The 17,436-nt window shown below is 47.9% G+C and carries 16 protein-coding genes; 8 read left to right on the forward strand and 8 right to left on the reverse strand.

Going from position 1 to position 17,436, the window contains the following annotated elements; genetic code table 11:
• Positions 1-96: 96 nt before the first annotated feature.
• From J7E78_RS22495 to J7E78_RS22505, 3 genes are all read right to left on the reverse strand, one after another.
• Complete coding sequence (locus tag J7E78_RS22495; RefSeq protein WP_215078273.1) at positions 97-1,383, reverse strand: DUF5050 domain-containing protein; 1,287 nt, start codon at positions 1,381-1,383, stop codon at positions 97-99.
• 274 nt (positions 1,384-1,657) lie between these two features.
• The gene (locus J7E78_RS22500; protein WP_215078274.1) at positions 1,658-2,491 is read right to left on the reverse strand and encodes an ABC transporter permease subunit; all 834 of its coding nucleotides are present in this window, start codon (positions 2,489-2,491) and stop codon (positions 1,658-1,660) included.
• Positions 2,484-3,389, reverse strand: coding sequence for an ABC transporter ATP-binding protein (locus J7E78_RS22505; RefSeq protein WP_215078275.1), 906 nt, complete (start codon positions 3,387-3,389; stop codon positions 2,484-2,486). The genes J7E78_RS22500 and J7E78_RS22505 overlap by 8 nt, the downstream gene beginning before the upstream one ends.
• Before the next feature lie 445 nt (positions 3,390-3,834).
• On the opposite strand from J7E78_RS22505, the gene J7E78_RS22510 reads away from it, so the two are divergent.
• Both J7E78_RS22510 and J7E78_RS22515 read left to right on the forward strand, forming a co-directional pair.
• Positions 3,835-5,670 carry an HSP90 family protein gene (locus tag J7E78_RS22510; protein ID WP_215078276.1) on the forward strand — a complete coding sequence of 612 codons (1,836 nt, stop codon included), beginning with the start codon at positions 3,835-3,837 and terminating at the stop codon, positions 5,668-5,670.
• Positions 5,670-6,719 carry a hypothetical protein gene (locus J7E78_RS22515; RefSeq protein ID WP_215078277.1) on the forward strand — a complete coding sequence of 350 codons (1,050 nt, stop codon included), beginning with the start codon at positions 5,670-5,672 and terminating at the stop codon, positions 6,717-6,719. Before J7E78_RS22510 ends, J7E78_RS22515 begins: the two co-directional genes overlap by 1 nt.
• A 158-nt stretch (positions 6,720-6,877) precedes the next feature.
• Here J7E78_RS22515 and J7E78_RS22520 read toward each other — a convergent pair whose 3' ends face one another.
• The 4 genes from J7E78_RS22520 to J7E78_RS22535 all read right to left on the reverse strand — a co-directional run bounded on the left by J7E78_RS22520 (position 6,878) and on the right by J7E78_RS22535 (position 10,462).
• Entirely contained in the window at positions 6,878-9,028 is a 2,151-nt protein-coding gene (locus J7E78_RS22520; protein WP_251035196.1) for a beta-lactamase family protein, read from the reverse strand.
• A gap of 107 nt (positions 9,029-9,135) precedes the next feature.
• On the reverse strand, positions 9,136-9,906 hold the full coding sequence (locus J7E78_RS22525; protein ID WP_215078279.1) for a DUF3169 family protein: 771 nt from the start codon (positions 9,904-9,906) through the stop codon (positions 9,136-9,138).
• 1 nt (position 9,907) lies between these two features.
• The gene (locus tag J7E78_RS22530) at positions 9,908-10,117 is read right to left on the reverse strand and encodes a helix-turn-helix transcriptional regulator (protein ID WP_017690042.1); all 210 of its coding nucleotides are present in this window, start codon (positions 10,115-10,117) and stop codon (positions 9,908-9,910) included.
• A gap of 162 nt (positions 10,118-10,279) precedes the next feature.
• Positions 10,280-10,462, reverse strand: a complete 183-nt coding sequence (locus tag J7E78_RS22535) for a hypothetical protein (protein ID WP_215078280.1) — start codon at positions 10,460-10,462, stop codon at positions 10,280-10,282.
• A gap of 45 nt (positions 10,463-10,507) precedes the next feature.
• On the opposite strand from J7E78_RS22535, the gene J7E78_RS22540 reads away from it, so the two are divergent.
• Both J7E78_RS22540 and J7E78_RS22545 read left to right on the forward strand, forming a co-directional pair.
• Entirely contained in the window at positions 10,508-11,005 is a 498-nt protein-coding gene (locus tag J7E78_RS22540) for a periplasmic substrate-binding domain-containing protein (RefSeq protein WP_215078281.1), read from the forward strand.
• 163 nt (positions 11,006-11,168) lie between these two features.
• The gene (locus tag J7E78_RS22545; protein ID WP_215078282.1) at positions 11,169-12,368 is read left to right on the forward strand and encodes an outer membrane lipoprotein-sorting protein; all 1,200 of its coding nucleotides are present in this window, start codon (positions 11,169-11,171) and stop codon (positions 12,366-12,368) included.
• A gap of 99 nt (positions 12,369-12,467) precedes the next feature.
• Here J7E78_RS22545 and J7E78_RS22550 read toward each other — a convergent pair whose 3' ends face one another.
• Positions 12,468-12,629: a hypothetical protein gene (locus J7E78_RS22550; RefSeq protein ID WP_215078283.1), complete on the reverse strand. Its 162-nt coding sequence runs from the start codon at positions 12,627-12,629 to the stop codon at positions 12,468-12,470.
• 134 nt (positions 12,630-12,763) lie between these two features.
• On the opposite strand from J7E78_RS22550, the gene alr reads away from it, so the two are divergent.
• The 4 genes from alr to J7E78_RS22570 all read left to right on the forward strand — a co-directional run bounded on the left by alr (position 12,764) and on the right by J7E78_RS22570 (position 17,273).
• Positions 12,764-13,951, forward strand: coding sequence for an alanine racemase (gene alr, locus J7E78_RS22555; protein ID WP_215078284.1), 1,188 nt, complete (start codon positions 12,764-12,766; stop codon positions 13,949-13,951).
• A 261-nt stretch (positions 13,952-14,212) separates the two neighbouring features.
• The gene (locus J7E78_RS22560; protein ID WP_017690037.1) at positions 14,213-14,494 is read left to right on the forward strand and encodes a CopG family ribbon-helix-helix protein; all 282 of its coding nucleotides are present in this window, start codon (positions 14,213-14,215) and stop codon (positions 14,492-14,494) included.
• A gap of 3 nt (positions 14,495-14,497) precedes the next feature.
• The gene (locus tag J7E78_RS22565; RefSeq protein WP_024630714.1) at positions 14,498-14,848 is read left to right on the forward strand and encodes a type II toxin-antitoxin system PemK/MazF family toxin; all 351 of its coding nucleotides are present in this window, start codon (positions 14,498-14,500) and stop codon (positions 14,846-14,848) included.
• A 235-nt stretch (positions 14,849-15,083) separates the two neighbouring features.
• Complete coding sequence (locus tag J7E78_RS22570; RefSeq protein WP_215078285.1) at positions 15,084-17,273, forward strand: alpha-galactosidase; 2,190 nt, start codon at positions 15,084-15,086, stop codon at positions 17,271-17,273.
• Positions 17,274-17,436 lie beyond the last annotated feature (163 nt).

Below are 17,436 nucleotides of genomic sequence, written 5' to 3' on the forward strand. Positions count from 1 at the left end.
ACTTTACAGGGAGCGGTTCATTATGGCTGCAAGGTAATCCTTTTTGTTATGGATAAGTCCGTTGAATGGGCTATACGCCTGAATCAACATGATATGTTAGTACGGTGTCACCAATAGAATATTGTCGAGGAAAACGTCACTCATTACTTTTTTCCCTGTTCCACCCGTTTGCACGTGATACAAGCGATATTGATCTTTGGCATTGATGTAGAAGAGGCCCGCAACATCATCTCTGATATGGAATGCATCCCATTCGTCCCCGGTAAGTTTGGTTACCTTGAGAGCTGTATTGACCGAATAGAGTCCGTTGTTGCCCGAGATGTATCCAGCCGTAGATGTACCATTGGTCAATTGATTCGCAACATACGTTACATTGTTCAGGTTCAGGTTGGCAGACTTGGTCACTTTGTTGCCCGAGACCGTTTTGGCATAAGCCTTTTTGTCTGCATCAATAAGGACAACCTTGTCTGTACCTAAGGCACTTACTTCACGAACGCTTTTGTTATGAAGCTGAAGTGTTTTGGCTGAAGTTGTTAACGCAAACGCTTTGCCTTTGGCATAATTGTAATCCTTATTGCTGTCGAGAACAATTCCTTTGTTATACACGTAAAGATTGTTTCCCCAACCACCGGAATATACAGCATTCACATCCAGTTTGGCTTTGGGATTAACCGCAGTTGCTTTACCAGTGTTGTAATTCACCTTATACATGACAACAGCATTGGTGGAATAAAACTCCTCGTATGGGTCTGTATTGACCATCAGTTGCAGTTCGTTTTTGGCTTGATTCGTAAAATAACGTCCTTCCACTGCGCCTGCGGCAATCCGCTGCACAGCTCCAGAACCGTTGGACGTTTTGGACACGATCCACGTGTTTCCATTAACCAGTGCGTTATAGTAAGCACGCCCTTTGGCTACGACGAGAAACGGAAAGTCGGTATCCGCCTTGTCAGCGATCTTGGTGACAGCTGAAGCGTCATTATTGCCATTCGCGCGATAAATGGTACCTGTAGCATCCAGATAATAGATGAATCCGTTATCCGTATAATAGCTGAGTACATCTGTAGCAAATGTCTCTGCCACATCGCTGGACCCGTCATTCGGAACCCGAAGCAATGTTGTGGAAGAAGCGGTCTGCGTATAGTAGAGGTAAGAGCCTGCCGCGAGCAAGTCCACCCCTTGGAAATCAATTAATACTTCTGTTGTATTGCTGCCATCCGCGGAAACTTTGTACAAAACTCCATCGGACTCATAATACACTGTAGATTGGCTAAGTGAAGCTGCCTGGGCTGCGGTTCCACCTCCCAATGTCACTGCTGCAATGAGTGTAAATAACAGCAATGTACAGATGGTGCGTTGTAAGTATGTATACCCTGTTTTCATTCGTTCATCGTCCCCTTCGTTCTTCTATATGTATGTCGTTAATTCCTTATGTTATATCGGTAAACTATGGAAGATATGTTAGATCTCAATCCTGAAAAAAAGAAGAGAATGAAATTGAATTTCATACACATTCAAACCTGAAATCGAATTGCGCATGATGCTGCCAATCCCGTCCCAAAGCATTCTCCGCCTGACTTGATCGTGATAACATAACATTCAACCAGAGCAGCGAAGATAGCTGAATGATAAACAACCAACGACATCTGCACAATACTCAGATCTGACTTTCCGCCAGTTGTTGACGACTATTCCATAGGGTGACGAAACGAAGAAGAACCACACTAATGAGCATGAGCACTGCTCCAATCATGAGTAACATCCAAGGACCAATCAGCAGCATGCCACTGGCTTGACCTGCGACTAAGGCGATCAGGGGAAGGACAATTAATCCGCCAAGCTGATAAGCTTCCTGGAACCCACGGACCTTGGCCGAGATCAGCACGTTCAATAAAATCACCACAAGACTGCAAGCGGGAACAACCCACACCACAAGTATGATCCAGTTCAGATTGGGAAACATCAACGTTCCAAACAGGGGGTACATCAGAATATTGGCAATGATTCCATAGATCAGGAAAGTAACCCAGGATAATAGAAGAGAAGGGATCAGGGCAGCTAGCACTTTGCCTTTAAAAAGAGTATCCATGCTGATCGGTGTGAACAACAATCCTTCCAGCGTCTTGCGTTCTTTCTCACCAGCGAAACTATTGGCCGTCAGAATACTGGAGGCCATCACCGGAATGATGAGAAACAAGGGAGCGAACATATACATGGCCAAGTAATAGACAATACGATGATTATCTGTAGGCATGGAAGCAAGCTGAGGTATCTGTCCGCCATGGGTTAATGCATCCAATGATTCGAGCAAAAAGCTGATGTTGCCCAGAGAACGAAGTTCCATTCTGGAGGCCGCCCACAGGAGAGCAGAGGGCATGATGATTCCGATAATCAGTGGAACGATCAACATGGGCAACCAGAGCTGAACGCTGGCTGTGACGGACCTGATATCTTTACGTACCAGTGCACTTATGGCTTGGCGGTTATTCATGGTGGTGTGCCTCCCTTATGGCAAAATAGATACTTTCCAGATCACTGCCCGTGATGCGGGCCTGATAGACTTGACCATGCTCCGTTAATTGCCTTAGCAGTAATGGAATATCTTCACGCGATGTAAGCTGAAATACTGCTTGATGTGCGGAGATGATTTCAGGCGTAAAGTCGGTTGCCGTGTGCCATCCATCGGGCATGTCGGCTTCTACTTCGAGCTTCGGAGTGGAAAGGTACCGGCTAACAATCTCCTGTTCCGTGCCTTCCTCCACGATGCGCCCCTTTTCCAGGAAAATATAACGATCACAGACGGCTGACAGCTGGGACAGCACATGGGAAGAGACCAGAATTGTCATCTTTTCTTCCTTATTTAACTGACGGATGATGCGCAGTACCATCTGAATTCCATCCGGATCCAGGCCATTGGTGGGCTCATCCAGAAACAGGATGGAAGGACGGTGCAGGAGTACTCGTGCAAGGCCCAAACGTTTCTTCATGCCTGTGCTATAGGTGCCGACTTTTCGATGCTGATAATCCTGCAACTCGAACATAGTTACAAGCTCGTCGATTCGTTTCTTGGCATGCTTCAGGCCAAAAACATCTGCGAAGAAAGTCAGATTGTCACGCCCGCTCATATTTTCATATAATCCACTTTGCTCGGTAAGGGTGCCACACATGGCCAGTACTTTCTCCGCCTCACGAGCGGCGTCCAATCCGTTAATGGTTACTTGTCCACCGGAAGCGCCCAAGACCCCATTCATGATACGGATCAGTGTGGTTTTGCCCGAACCGTTGGGTCCAATCAACCCGGTGACACTGCCTTGTTCAACTGTGAAACTGACATCATGCAGTGCTTGATGCACCTTGAATTGCTTGGATATGTTGCGTACTTCGATCATGTATATTCACCGTCCGATCTGAGTTTGGAGATTATACGTGTGGTAGGCTGATATCGTTCAAATGGACGACAAAAAAGATCTATTCCTCCTTCAATAGTCCCGAATGTAAGATGCACATTTACCCTGAAGTCTGTCTGAAATCGGGTCTCAGGTTTGTTTTCACTCTGCCTTGTAACATGTATCCTTATTTTAGGGTAGAACATCCGTTTCATTGCTATTCATAACGTGGTAATGAAAGATAAGGGCATACGTCCCATGATTGCCTGAAATATGCATATAACGCCGGTCTTGGTTATCCAGGGCCGGCTTGGCGTTATGTTTTGGCGTGCCTGTCACGGGGAACGTCTGTTTCTAACGATTACATAATGAATTCGTCTAACACATCCATTTGAATACATCGTATGGGTACATATTGTGTTTAGACGTAGAGGAAGGTGAGTGAGTCATGACAGCATCCAATGAATATCGTTTTCAAGTGAACCTGAGCGGGATGATCCAGATTTTATCCAACCATCTATATAGCAGTCCTAAAGTGTTCTTGCGCGAACTGATGCAGAATGCGACGGATGCGATTACCGCACGAACGGAGGCGGAGCCAGGGTATCGGGGTGAAGTGCGTGTTGAACTGACAGGAACAGGTGAGCAACGGACCATGATGGTGGAGGACAACGGCATCGGCTTGACTGAAGCTGACATCCATGAATTTCTGGCGATGATTGGACAATCCTCAAAGAGGGGGCAGCAAGCGCTGCTGGATGGAGAGACTTCGTTTATCGGGCGTTTCGGGATTGGGTTGTTATCCTGTTTCATGGTAAGTCATGAAATCGTCATGCTGACGCAATCCGCGAAGGGCGGCCCTTCGATGGAGTGGCGGGGCAAGCCGGATGGTACCTATACGATTCGACAGCTGGACACACAGCTGTCCCCGGGGACCAAAGTATATCTGCGTTGCACACCGGACGCGTCGCACTACTTTGAACCAGAGTATGTGAAAGAAGCTCTGTTCTATTATGGAGCGTTATTGCCGTATCCGGTCACGCTGCATCTTGACGGCGCGCAAGATGTGGTCAACAGCGAGACACCGATCTGGCTGATGGACCCTGCACTCGCACGTTCACGCAGAGCGGAGGTATTGGCATTTGGTGAACGTCTGCTTGGCGAGCAGTTCCAGGACTTCATTCCGTTGACGACAGCTTCAGGCTGTACCGGGGGTATTGCTTTTGTACTGCCACACGCGGTTAATCTGAATGCCAAGCGTTCTCATCGGGTTTACCTGAAGCGAATGCTGATTTCGGAGAAGGCTGAGAACATTTTGCCAGAGTGGGCGTTCTTCGTGAAATGTCTGATCTGGACAGATGAGCTTCAACCGACGGCATCACGAGAACATTTTTATGAAAATGAAAAGCTGGAGGAAGTTCGCTCCGAACTCGGAGACGCACTTCGCAAGGGACTGGCCGACATGGCTGAGAGCCAGACGGAACGGTTACAGAAGCTGATTCGTCTGCATGCTCTGTCCATGAAGGCACTGGCTGTGCAGGATCAGGCATTCTACGCGATGATTCATCGCTGGCTGCCTTTTGAGAGCACGAGGGGCCACCGTGAACTGGGTGAGCTCATCGATGAAGGAGAGACGTTGTATTTCACATCCTCTGTTGATGAGTACCGTCAGATTCATCATGTGGCATCCGCACAATCGATGCTGGTGATTAATGGTGGTTACATCTATGACAGCGAGTTGATGGCGACACTGCCGATGACTGTGCACAACGTACACACCGAGCGGCTACAGCCGGATCAGGTCTCGATGAGCTTCACCGATGTACCTCCCGCTGAACGCAATCAATATTATGATGCGTTGCGACTTGCCGATTCTGCCTTACAGCGCTTCCGTTGTCGGGCTGAGGTGAAAGGTTTCAAGCCATCGGATCTGCCGGTGTTGTTCACGCTGTCTCAGGAATCCTCAACACTTCGTGCGCTGGAAAAAGCAAGCGAGGAGAGCACGGAATTGTTCTCGTCTGTTCTGGGTTCATTATCTTCTAACATGAGTTCAGCAGGGTACTCAACCTTGTATTTGAACGTGAGTAATCCGATCATTCAGCGGGTACTGACATCTCCGGATGATCAGATGACACCGATTGCCATCGAAATGTTATACGTCAATGCACTGATGATGGGGCATTATGCCATGAGCAAGCAGGAGCTTGAAGTGTTAAATCAGGGCATTGTTCGTTTTATAGATTGGGGTTTACGTGCAAATACAGATCGTAAGGGGGATGCCTGATGAAGACAGAGATGGATTTTGAAGAACTGATGGACGAGGCCTATGGCTTGCCCAATGGTCCGGCGAAGCTTGGTATGCTGGAGGAAGCGGCAAGAGTTGCCGATGTGAACGGCATGGAAGAAGAGGCATACGAAGCAAGATCGGAGATTGTGGAGACAGCAACATTCTGCGGTTATCCGATGAAAGCACTGATTGCTTTTTCCTGGCAGCTGGGCAAGTTCGACCAACAGCCCGAAGAATATGATGAAGAAACGTTAATGTGGTCGTACAAATGGATATTGGGCAAGATGCCCGACTTCCCGGAAATATCACGCGAGAAGATCCTGGAGCTGTTGGAGGATTTCGGACGGCGTTTCAAGTCGTACGGATACAGCGAACGCTCCTACTGGTATTATCGGTTCCGGATCTTTATGGATTTTGGGGAGCTGGAGGAAGCGGGACGCAGTTATGATCGATTCAGAACGATGGATCGTGACTTTATGAGTGATTGCGAAGCCTGTGAGCAGGATGAGATTATGCGATATTTCTTGTTAAAAGGAGACGATGAGAAGGTGTTGGAAGTGGCACAGCCTATCCTGAAAGGGCGTATGAGCTGTGCGGAGATTCCGCATCTGACTTTGTCTGAAATTTTGATGCCGCTATATCGGTTGGGGCGGACTGCGGAAGCAGATAAACATCAGACCAAGGGATATCGCCTGATTAAAGGCCAGAACGATTTTGTGCAGAGTTTTGCGGAGCAGATGGATTATCTCACACGTACGAACCCGGCAAAAGGCATTGATGTGCTGGAGGAAACACTGGTGTTCGCTGCCGATCATGAAGATCCTTACGCCAAAATGTTGTTCTACGCCAGAGCAGCATCGTTGCTTCGCCGCTGGGCGGAAGAATCTCCGGAATACCGATTGCGTCTGCCAGCGTCCTTCCCGTATGAAGGCGATCCAGGCGACCTGCTCAAGCTGGCCGATTACTTTGGGGGGCATGCTCAGACCGCTGCAGCCAAGTTTGATCAGCGCAACGGGAACCACCATGTATCTTCGTTGATCGGATAGAGACGGATATAACTCAGACTCAGTAACAGATTTTTATAATAAGTTATGAAAAGTAACGAAACAGGCTTGTTCGAGAAGGATCTTACCCTTCTGAACAAGCCTGTTTTTTCTTCATTGTGAGCATGATAAATCTAAGTCCGTATGAAGATATTTTATTTTTACTGTGCTGAAGTCGCAGAAGGGACCGTCGCTGGTGATGGAACCGGTGCAGTTTGAGATGTCTCTTCTGTAGCTTGGGCTTCTTCAGCAGGTTCTGCTTGCGGCTGCTGAGCAGCCATCAGTTCAGCGACGATTTGATCTGTTGGTTGGGTAAGCAATGCATACATAATCGCAGCCTCTTCCTGACGAATCAGAGGTTTGCGGGAAAGGAAATCAACAGAACCATCCTCCATTACCTTCACCTCAGGTCCATGGATACCAAGCTTTGCCATCATCTGAACGGCTGGTACAGCCCATGGGTCCGTGTGTCCCGCAAGTTTGACATCCGTGAACAGTTCACTAGGATATTGCAGTTGCAGAATTCTCCACATCATGACCATGGCTTCCTGTCGGATAATCACCTGATCCGGCTTAAACTGTTGTTCGTCCTTGCCAGTAATCATACCCATTTCATATCCAAGTTGAATATATCCGGCTGCTGCATGGTCGGCCCAGTCGGTGCCTGCAGGAGGCGTTGTTTTGCTGGGCTTCAACCCACTCAGTTTAAGCGTGTTCTCAACAAATTCAGCTCGTGTCACAGCTGATTTCGGTTGGAACGACTTGTTAGCATCATTCTCATAATATCCAAGAGATTGTATTGCATAGATTGCTTCAGCATACGGGCTGTTCTCACGAACATCCCGGAAGCCCATCGGCTTTTGTCCTTTTTTCTCATAACCCATAGGGTTGAGGTAAGGTTCTTTCATATAGATGGTTCCATCAGCATTTTTCTTGAATGCTGTGAATTGACCGGTCAATTCATCTTTGAAGAGATGATCTTCCACTTGAATCAGGTTGCGTTGACCTAGAAAAACGTCCGAAATGCTCAGTTGTCCAGGCTCTGTACCGCCATTTTTCAGGGAGCTGACGATCGTGCTAATTCGCAGATCCGCGTACAATCCGGTGAAGCGTTGTAACTCAGCTGCGGATTGCGGCGTGTATTCCTTGAACTGTACAGGCTCTGCATATTGCGGGAAGAAATTTTGAATGAATGCAGGGTAGAACAGATTACGAAGTGCTCCATTTTGATTATACGTCAGGAAAACGCCTGTATTTTGCTCGGGAATAAGGAAGAGATAAGAGCTGAATCCGGTCAGGTCGCCTCCTTTTGTAATGATATTTGGACTACTTCCTGCTCCGGGAAGCTGAAATGCAGCTTCGAATCCATACGTGGTGTTTGGTAACAGTGGATGAATGGAGGAACGGTACTGTTCCATGCTTTTCACCGTGGATTCCTTGAGAATACGCTTGTTGTCCTTCACGCCATCATTCAGGAACGCAATCATGAACTTCCCGATGTCCTCAGCGGTAGACAACATGCCACCTTGAGGCATTGGTGTTGGAGAGATGGTGTACAGATCAAGCGGATTGTGTGCCGCATCATAGCCTGTAGCTAGCTGCTTTTGGAACTTTTTGTCCAGCGTAAAGCTGCTGTTATCCATTCCCAGCGGTTTGAAAATATGTTGTTGCATGTAGGATTCAAAGGGTTCACCGCTTACATTCTGGGCAATCATGCCAAGTAGCAAAAACGAAAAATTATCGTACATGTAGGCGCTACCAGGTTCTCGAACGACAGGAGGCATGTGTTGCTGTGCGTAATCCTCCATCGCTATGTACTTGTCGAAATCAGTATGGATGTCTTCCTGCTGCGGATCACGAATCTCGAATCCGGTCGTGTGTGTGAGCAGGTTCTCCACAGTTACAGGTTTGTCAAAAGGATTATCAAATTCGAGCCCTTTCACATAGGTCTGAAAATCAGCTTGCAGATCAACCTTGCCTTGCTCCACCAGCTGCATGACGGCTGCTGACGTGAATGTTTTGGAGACTGAGGCTACACGGAAGGCGGTATTTTTCGGATCGATAGGCGTTTTGTTCTCCTGATCCGCATAGCCGTATCCTTTTTCAGCCAGAACTTTGCCATCCTTCACAACAACAACGGAGGCTCCCACATAATGGGGCTTTGCCTCAGGTGAATCGAAGAATGAATCCAGAAATGCTGTAGCCGATTCAGTTGTCAGCGCTTTTGTCTTTCCTTGTTCAGCAGCTACTGGAGTTGCGGTCTCCGCCTGAACTGCGGGTACCCACAGACTGAGAGACAGAACCACAGCCATGAGAGCTCCTGTTAGGGAGGTGAACCTGAAACGGGTCTTTCGTTTGGATAAATGCATGCAAACACTCCTTTATGAAAATATTTACAAAATAGTTACCTACTCATGTATTACTGATTACTCGCACGATAGGTTTCACGATAATAGATTCCGATGTTGGCAATCCAGATCACAGAGAGCATTACAATTGGGAATGGAGCAAAGGTAAAGAGGGCTGAATATAACACCATGGAGACCATGCCGATCCCAAGCAAAATGTTCATCATTTGGAAGGAACGATAGGCTGCACGGTATACGATCCATTTCTCACCTTCATCCAGTTTCTCAAAGTGATCCTTCTTCATGTTGCGTGAATTCAGATCCAGTGCGCGATCAGGGAAATAGCGATTGTATCGCTTCACAGTCAGTGTTTGCAGTACAACGACGATGATAATAGAGATACACGCAGCAAAGAGATTCAAAAGGTTAAACAGTTCGGGAAAATTCGGCATGTTTCTGTTGGAAGCGTTTAAGGACAGAGCAAGTGCGACCCAGGTAAACGCAACAATAACGCTCAATCCGCTGAGGATCATCGCTTTTCCGAGGGAACGCTCAGCGGGAGAGGTGAGTGAGTCAGAATCTCCATACACCTCATCTTCCGTTGGAGGCACCGATGGCGTACGAACAAGACTGAGAGTGTTCCACAACATCATAACCACCACTGAAGCAGCCAGTAATGCAAATAAAAGATCATAGTCATAGTAAACGGACAGCGTCCAGTTCAAATTAGATGGAATTTTGTTGATTCCGCTGGCTCCGAGAAAACCGACTACAGCACCACCTGCTGCATACAAGGGAAGACGCAACCGCTTCTTAATGGACGAGGATGATGAATTTTTCATTTTAATCTCCACCTTTCAGTTCAAAGATTTTTTCGACAGGTTCACGAAATACATGGGCTATTTTGAGTGCCAGAACGACCGACGGAGAGTAATCTCCACGCTCAATCAGGGCAATGGTTTGACGGGATGCACCAATGAGTTTGGCCAGTTCTGCTTGGGATAGCCGGTCTCTGGCTCGTAACTCCCGAACGTGATTGTGTAATTCTTCCACTTGCTCACCTCCATGAACATAATGTACATGATATTCGACTAAATGTAAACTATAATATACAAAATGTTAAAGATAATTTACTTCTAAACGTTGATAATGGATATGAAAAAGAGAGCCTGCTGGGCTCTCTTGGATGATTATTTTGTTGCCGGAAAAGTGAAATCAAGATGCATCTGCACACGGCAGATGTTGATTCTGTTCCTCTGCCTTCCGAAGTAACATTCGGAAAATGATGAGCGCTCCAAGCCCCATCAGGATATACAGACCAGCCATCGCATAGGAGGGCAGAAAGGCTCCAATGGTTAACCCGAGACTGCCGAGGAGGGCAGCAGCGTTGTAACTCAACCCGAAGGGCAGAGTTTAAGCCTGTGGGTGGAAGAAGGCGAGAAGATGGAGTCAGATATGGTCTGGTTTGCAGAGAGATGTAAACAGATTGGCCTACAGATCAATATTATGCCGGGAGATCCGCTCCATGCAGTCTATCAAGATGGGTTTGGGGATTGTGATCTGATCTATACAGGAGAAGTCTTCAATGATCATGTCGTGCTGAGTCTCGTGACGATGTTCACCTTCCAGAACACGTTATTCCTGATTGCGATGAATGATTACTGGAGACTTGAACTGGAACAGGAATGTGGACGAGTGGTCATGATCCAGGAACCTGCGGAGCGGTTGAATAGATTGATTCGGTTAGAAGATCGACTGATTCAGGAGGCATTGCTTCTGCCCACGTACAGCTTCAGGGAAGAACACGCCCATCATGATTCGTTGCGAGATTATCGTCTTGCGGGGTATGGTCTGCCTGATCTGCGTAGATTGTGGGTGAAGAGAAACCCTGGCGCCGCTGAAGAGGATGGAAGTTATCCGGTGTATATTCCGTTGTGGTAGGACTATGCAAGCGTAGCAATGCCGTATTAACTGATTTCACCGATTGCTTGTCAAACTAGTCCGCATATATCGAACGAGTCCCTCATAACATGTACTAATCAAGTAGGGGTTCTGCTGCAAGCACAATCCTGAAGTGAAAACATGTGCTAAAGGGGATGATGTCATGCGCCGAATATCATGGATGCTTGCCATGGTATTGGTCTTATCGGCCTTACTTGCCGCCTGCGGGAAGAAGGATGCGGCAGCTGTGGTCAAAGATCTGAACGAAGTCGTAGGAGAGATGGAAAGTTACCAGGGGGCAGGCGTGATGACGCTGCATACCGGAGATACGCCGCAGCAGTACAAGGTCGAGGTATGGCATCAGAAGCCTTCCTATTATCGTATTGCGTTAACGAATGCCAAAAAGGATGTAACACAGATTGTGCTGCGTAACGATGAAGGCGTGTTTGTTTTGACGCCGAGCCAGAACAAAAGCTTCCGGTTTCAGAGCAATTGGCCAGATAATCAGGGACAGGTATATCTCTATGAAACATTGATTCGGAGCATTACGGGGGATACAACCCGCCAGTTTGCGGATGAGAAGGAGAGTTATGTATTTGATGTAGCTGCCAATTATAATACACACGCACTTGTCAGACAGAAAATCTGGCTGAATAAAAGTGATTATGCACCTAAACAGGTGGAGGTATCCGACTCCAATGCCAATGTTGTAGTCGATGTCAAATTTGACTCCTTCAAATTCGGGACTGAATTTGAGAAAGATGCCTTTGACATGCAACGTAACATGACAGCAGCTTCAGAAGAAGGCGGCAAAAATGAAACGGACTCCGGTGTGACTCCTGCGGAGCAAACCGGGAATGAGGGCGGTAAAGAACCTGCCAATCCTCAGACTGCGCCTGAACCTGATGGAGCTGTCACTGATGGACAGACAGGTGTAGGTGGTGATACGGAGCAGCAAGGTACAGAAGGTGCTGCATCAGGTCAGGAAGGCGAAGAACCAACAATCGCTGAACCGGAAGGTCCAGACAGCTTTGGCGTAATTCAGCCGACCTATGCGCCGGAAGGTGTGCAGCTCAAGGATGATCAGATTCTGGAAGAGGCGGGAGACTATTCGGTTATGCTTCGTTATGAAGGAACATATAATTACACGATATTCGAAGCCAGACCACAGGATCGAGCTGTGTCGCTTGCCCCATCCCGTGTACTGGATCTAGGATTCACACTAGGAATGGTCAGCGGAGATGCACTGCAGACACTGACATGGACGACAGATGGGATAGAATATCGGATCACCAGTGCCGACCTGCCTGATAACGAAATGGTACGCATTGCAACATCGATGCAGGAAGAGTCAGGCAAATGATTTTTGAACCAATGAACGAATAGTAGCATAAACATAAGGAATGCTAAGAAGCATCGGAGACCCGTTCTCCGGTGCTTTGCTTTGATGTAAGACAGGTATTCATCTGGCGCCGTTTTTCTTACCCGATACACCCAATAATGCAAAACGCGCTTCTACGCAGAAGGAACCGGGTAAATAGTCGATATAAGCAGATTTTGCCGGGGTGGAAAATGGAATTTTGCCCTGCCAATCTCGCTTATCGGTCTTCTTCTGTGTTCGCATTAGTTCCTCAAACGGCGCACCTTACATCTATTTTGGAATGCGAAACTTCGGTTCATTTGACAGTCACATGCAGGAGCATTACGATGGAGTCTGACGTGAGCCGGATTAAGAATGATTAGAGAAGGTGACTTAACGTGCAAGGACAATATCGGCCGACCCAAGCGGAGATCAATTTGGATCATTTGTGTACTAACGTAGAAGCTTTCCGCGAGGCATTGCCTCAGGGCATGAAATTCCTCGCCTGTGTGAAGGCCAATGCCTATGGACACGGAGCGGTGGAGACGGCTAGAGAACTGGAACGAGTGGGTGTGGATTACTTAAGTGTGGCTTTTCTTGACGAAGCTCTGGAACTGCGACAACATGGGATTACGATTCCAATCCTGGTACTGGGATATACGCCGCCTGAAGGGATCGCTGTTGCATGGCAACATGATGTGACCGTCACACTGTTCAGCAGGGAAGTGCTTGACGCCATTCGACATCTGGATGCGAGCACATTCGCTAACAAACTGAAGGTTCATATTAAAATCGACAGCGGCATGGGCCGATTAGGTCTGTTGCCTGGCGATGAGGCATTGGCTTTCATACAGGAAGTAGCTTCGCTCAATCAGGTGATGCTGGAAGGCCTGTTTACCCATTTTGCCAGAGCAGATGAAGAAGACAAAAACTATACATTGGAGCAGTATAGACGGTTCCAAAGCGTGGTTCATGCGCTCAGGGATCAGGGATGTTCCATCCCGATTATACATACGGCGAATAGCGCCGCTGCTATTGATACACCGGAATTGTCCTATGACATGGTGCGTGTGGGAATAAGCCTGTACGGACTGTATCCTTCGGCTGAGGTGAATCATCAGGTGGTGAAGCTGTCCCCGGTATTGACGCTGAAGACAAAGGCGGTTCTGGTCAAAACACTGCCGCCCCATTGGGGGATCAGTTACGGAACCCGTTATTTTACGCAAGGGTACGAACGAATAGCGACCCTGCCGATCGGATATGCAGATGGATTCTCCAGAATGCTGACAGGTAAAGCACAAGTGCTTGTACGCGGCCGCCGCGTCCCTGTCGTCGGTACGATCTGCATGGATCAGTGTATGGTGTCGTTACAATCTTTCGCAGAAGAGGCGGAAGAAATTCAAGTCGGCGAAGAGGTTGTCCTCATTGGTCATCAGTCTGGTGGCGTAATAACCGCAGACGAGGTGGCAATCCAGCTTGGTACGATTGCTTATGAGGTGATCTGCATGATGGCGCATCGCATTCCACGGGTATATACCCGCGGGGGAGCAGTAGTCGCCAGAATCAATCCACTTTTGACATCCTGACAGGTAAACTGGACGTCATTACCAATAAAATTTTTTTCAGAACAGAAGGAAAACTGTCGGAGCATCTCGAATGTTGTATGACGATAAGGATTTAATATCCTGAAATGAGATGTTTGGTCTGTACGAATATTGTTCCCCGTGTTTATAATGGAGTACAGCATACTTGATATACTCGGGGCATATATATTCCTTTGTATAAAAGTTCTGGAAAAACGTAATACTGGTTCACAATGGCGAAAGGTTTGTGGGGGTGGAAGAAAGGTGGCCAACTTGCAGAACACCAAGCGGATCATGATCAGTTTACCTGATTATCTTTTGCAGGAAGTGGATGGCATCGTAGCGCTGGAGAATTCCAATCGCAGCGAATTGATTAGGCAGGCTATGAAGCTGTATTTGACGGAGCGTAAGAAACGTTACATCCGTGAAACGATGCAGCGGGGATACATGGAGATGGCTAAAATTAATCTGACCATGGCATCCGAAGCCTTTCATGCGGAGGAAGATGCGGACAGCACTCTGGACCGCTTAGTTAGCGGGGTGTAGACATTGATCGTAAAACGTGGTGACGTTTTTTTTGCGGATCTTTCTCCCGTTGTCGGTTCCGAGCAAGGTGGAGTCAGGCCGGTTCTGGTGATCCAGAATGATATCGGCAACCGGTTCAGTCCAACTTGTATTGTGGCGGCGATCACCGCCCAGATCCAGAAGGCAAAGCTGCCAACGCATGTGGAAATTGATGCGGCGGCCCACGGCTTTGACCGGGACTCGGTTATTTTGCTCGAACAAATACGGACGATTGATAAACAGAGGCTGACTGACAAGATTACTCATCTGGACGAGGAGACCATGAAATTGGTCAACGAAGCCTTACAGATCAGCCTTGGTTTAATCGATTTTTAAGGCAGCAACCAGCGTCTTGTACGCTGCCCTGCCGTCCGTTGGCAATGGATGTTCCTGTAAGGGAACACACTGAATTCAGACTGTAACCAAAAGAGCGTATGACATCCTTCGGGCTGTTATGCGCTCTTTTGGTTAAAGCTTGATGAAAGCGTAGAACATTGGCGATCTTTTCGCTATAATGAAACCTGAGAAACCGTTTACCCGAAAGACCTATATATAGAGGTGGAGGAGACATATGAGCATTTACATCAATCAGGAGAAACTTCAATTTCATTTACAGACCCGTGAGGCCAGTTACGTATTTCAGGTACTGCCTTCAGGATATTTGGTGCATTTGTATTATGGCAAAAAATTACGCGACACCGATCTGAGCTGGTTGCATGTACGGACAGAACGAGCGTCCTTTAGCCCTAACCCGGTACCAGAGGATCGTACGATCTCCTTCGATACGTTGCCTGTGGAATTGCCAGTGTATGGCACAAGTGATTTCCGTAATCCGGCAATCCAATTGGAACTTGAGAATGGCTCAACGGTTTCGGAGTTTACGTATACAGGTCATCGATTGATCAAAGGAAAAGCAGCGCTTACGGGACTGCCAGCAACGTATGTTGAATCCGATGATGAAGCAGAGACACTGGTTATTGAGTTGGAAGACCGCGTCGCTGGTATCAAGATCGAGCTTTCTTATACAGCCTTTACGGCATTTAATGCGATTACACGCTCCATGCGTATCGTTAATGAGAGCGCTACCTCAGTGAATGTGGCGCGTGCGCTCAGTTCATCGGTCGATTTCCCGCATGCTGATTATGAATTGTTGCAATTGTCAGGGGCTTGGACACGGGAACGTGATATCGTTCGCAGACCACTTGCGTCAGGCCTGCAAGGGATCGAGAGCCGTCGCGGTTCAAGCAGTCACCAGCAGAATCCTTTTATTGCGCTGATGACACCAGGCACGGATGAAGACCAGGGTGAAGTCTACGGATTCAGTCTCGTCTATAGTGGCAGCTTCACTGCACAGGCTGAAGTGGATCAGTTCCACACCACACGTGTATCGCTCGGGATCAACCCGTTCGAGTTCAGCTGGAAGCTGGAGCCGCAAGAAGCGTTCCAGACACCTGAGACGGTTATGGTGTACTCGGCTGCAGGTTTGGACGGCATGTCACAGTCCTACCACGAATTGTATCGGGAGCGTCTGGCACGTGGCAAATTCCGTAATGCGGAGCGTCCGGTGTTAGTTAATAACTGGGAAGCGACTTACTTTGTTTTTGACGCAGACAAGATTGAACAGATCGCTCGTGCTGGACAGAAGCTGGGTATTGAGCTGTTTGTCTTGGATGATGGCTGGTTTGGACACCGGGACAGTGACAACTCCTCGCTGGGCGACTGGATTGTCGATAAGAACAAATTGCCACAGGGACTGGATGATCTGGCTAACCGCGTAACAGGTCTGGACATGCAGTTTGGATTGTGGTTTGAGCCCGAGATGATCTCACCAGACAGTGAGCTGTACCGTGCGCACCCAGACTGGTGTCTGCATGTGCCTGATCGTCGCCGGACAGAAGGACGTCAACAACTGGTACTCGATTTCTCTCGTCAGGATGTACGTGATGAGATTGTGCGCATGTTAACAGACGTACTTGGTTCTGCACCAATCACTTATGTGAAATGGGACATGAACCGTAATATGACGGAAGTGGGTTCTGCATTGCTTACGGCAGACAGACAGCGTGAGACCGCGCATCGTTACATGTTGGGGTTGTATGACGTCATGGAACGAATCACTTCGGCGTTCCCGAATATTCTGTTCGAGAGCTGTTCAGGTGGTGGTGGCCGCTTCGATCCAGGTATGCTGTATTACATGCCACAGACTTGGACAAGTGATAACACGGATGCCATATCTCGTCTGCGGATTCAATACGGTACGAGTCTTGTATACCCGGTAAGTTCGATGGGATCGCATATCTCAGCGGTACCGAATCATCAGGTCAACCGGATCACTTCTCTTGAGATTCGGGGACATGTTGCGATGTCGGGCAACTTCGGGTATGAGCTGGATCTGACAAAATTCACGGAGGAAGAGAACAACATCGTGAAAGCGCAGGTTGAGCTGTACAAGGAGATCCGTGGAACGGTTCAATATGGAACATTCCGTCGCTTGCTCAGTCCGTTTGAAGGCAATGAGACAGCATGGATGTTTATTGCACCAGACGGAAGCGAAGCCGTGGTATTCTACTTCCGCGTGCTCTCTGAGCCTAATGCGCCACTTCAGCGGCTGAAGCTGAAAGGATTGGACCCGGATGCGGATTATCGTCTGAAAGGCGGATCGGAGACCTTTACCGGCGATGCCCTCATGTATGGTGGTATTTCGGTAGGCAGTGCATCAGGAGACTATCTGAGCGAAATGTTCCGGTTTGAACGCGTATAGATTACAAATGGATATAAAGTTCTAAACGGAAAGACCGAGGAGCGTTGTGATGACGTTTTTCGGTCTTTTTTTGACGTATTGGGGAAGGCTGGAGGATGACATCATTCTGTCAGAACCTGTATGCTTGCGGATTGATGGAAATCTGGACGTGATTCTGTGATAA

The organism is Paenibacillus polymyxa (assembly GCF_018614975.1).
Lineage (GTDB): Bacteria > Bacillota > Bacilli > Paenibacillales > Paenibacillaceae > Paenibacillus > Paenibacillus polymyxa_E.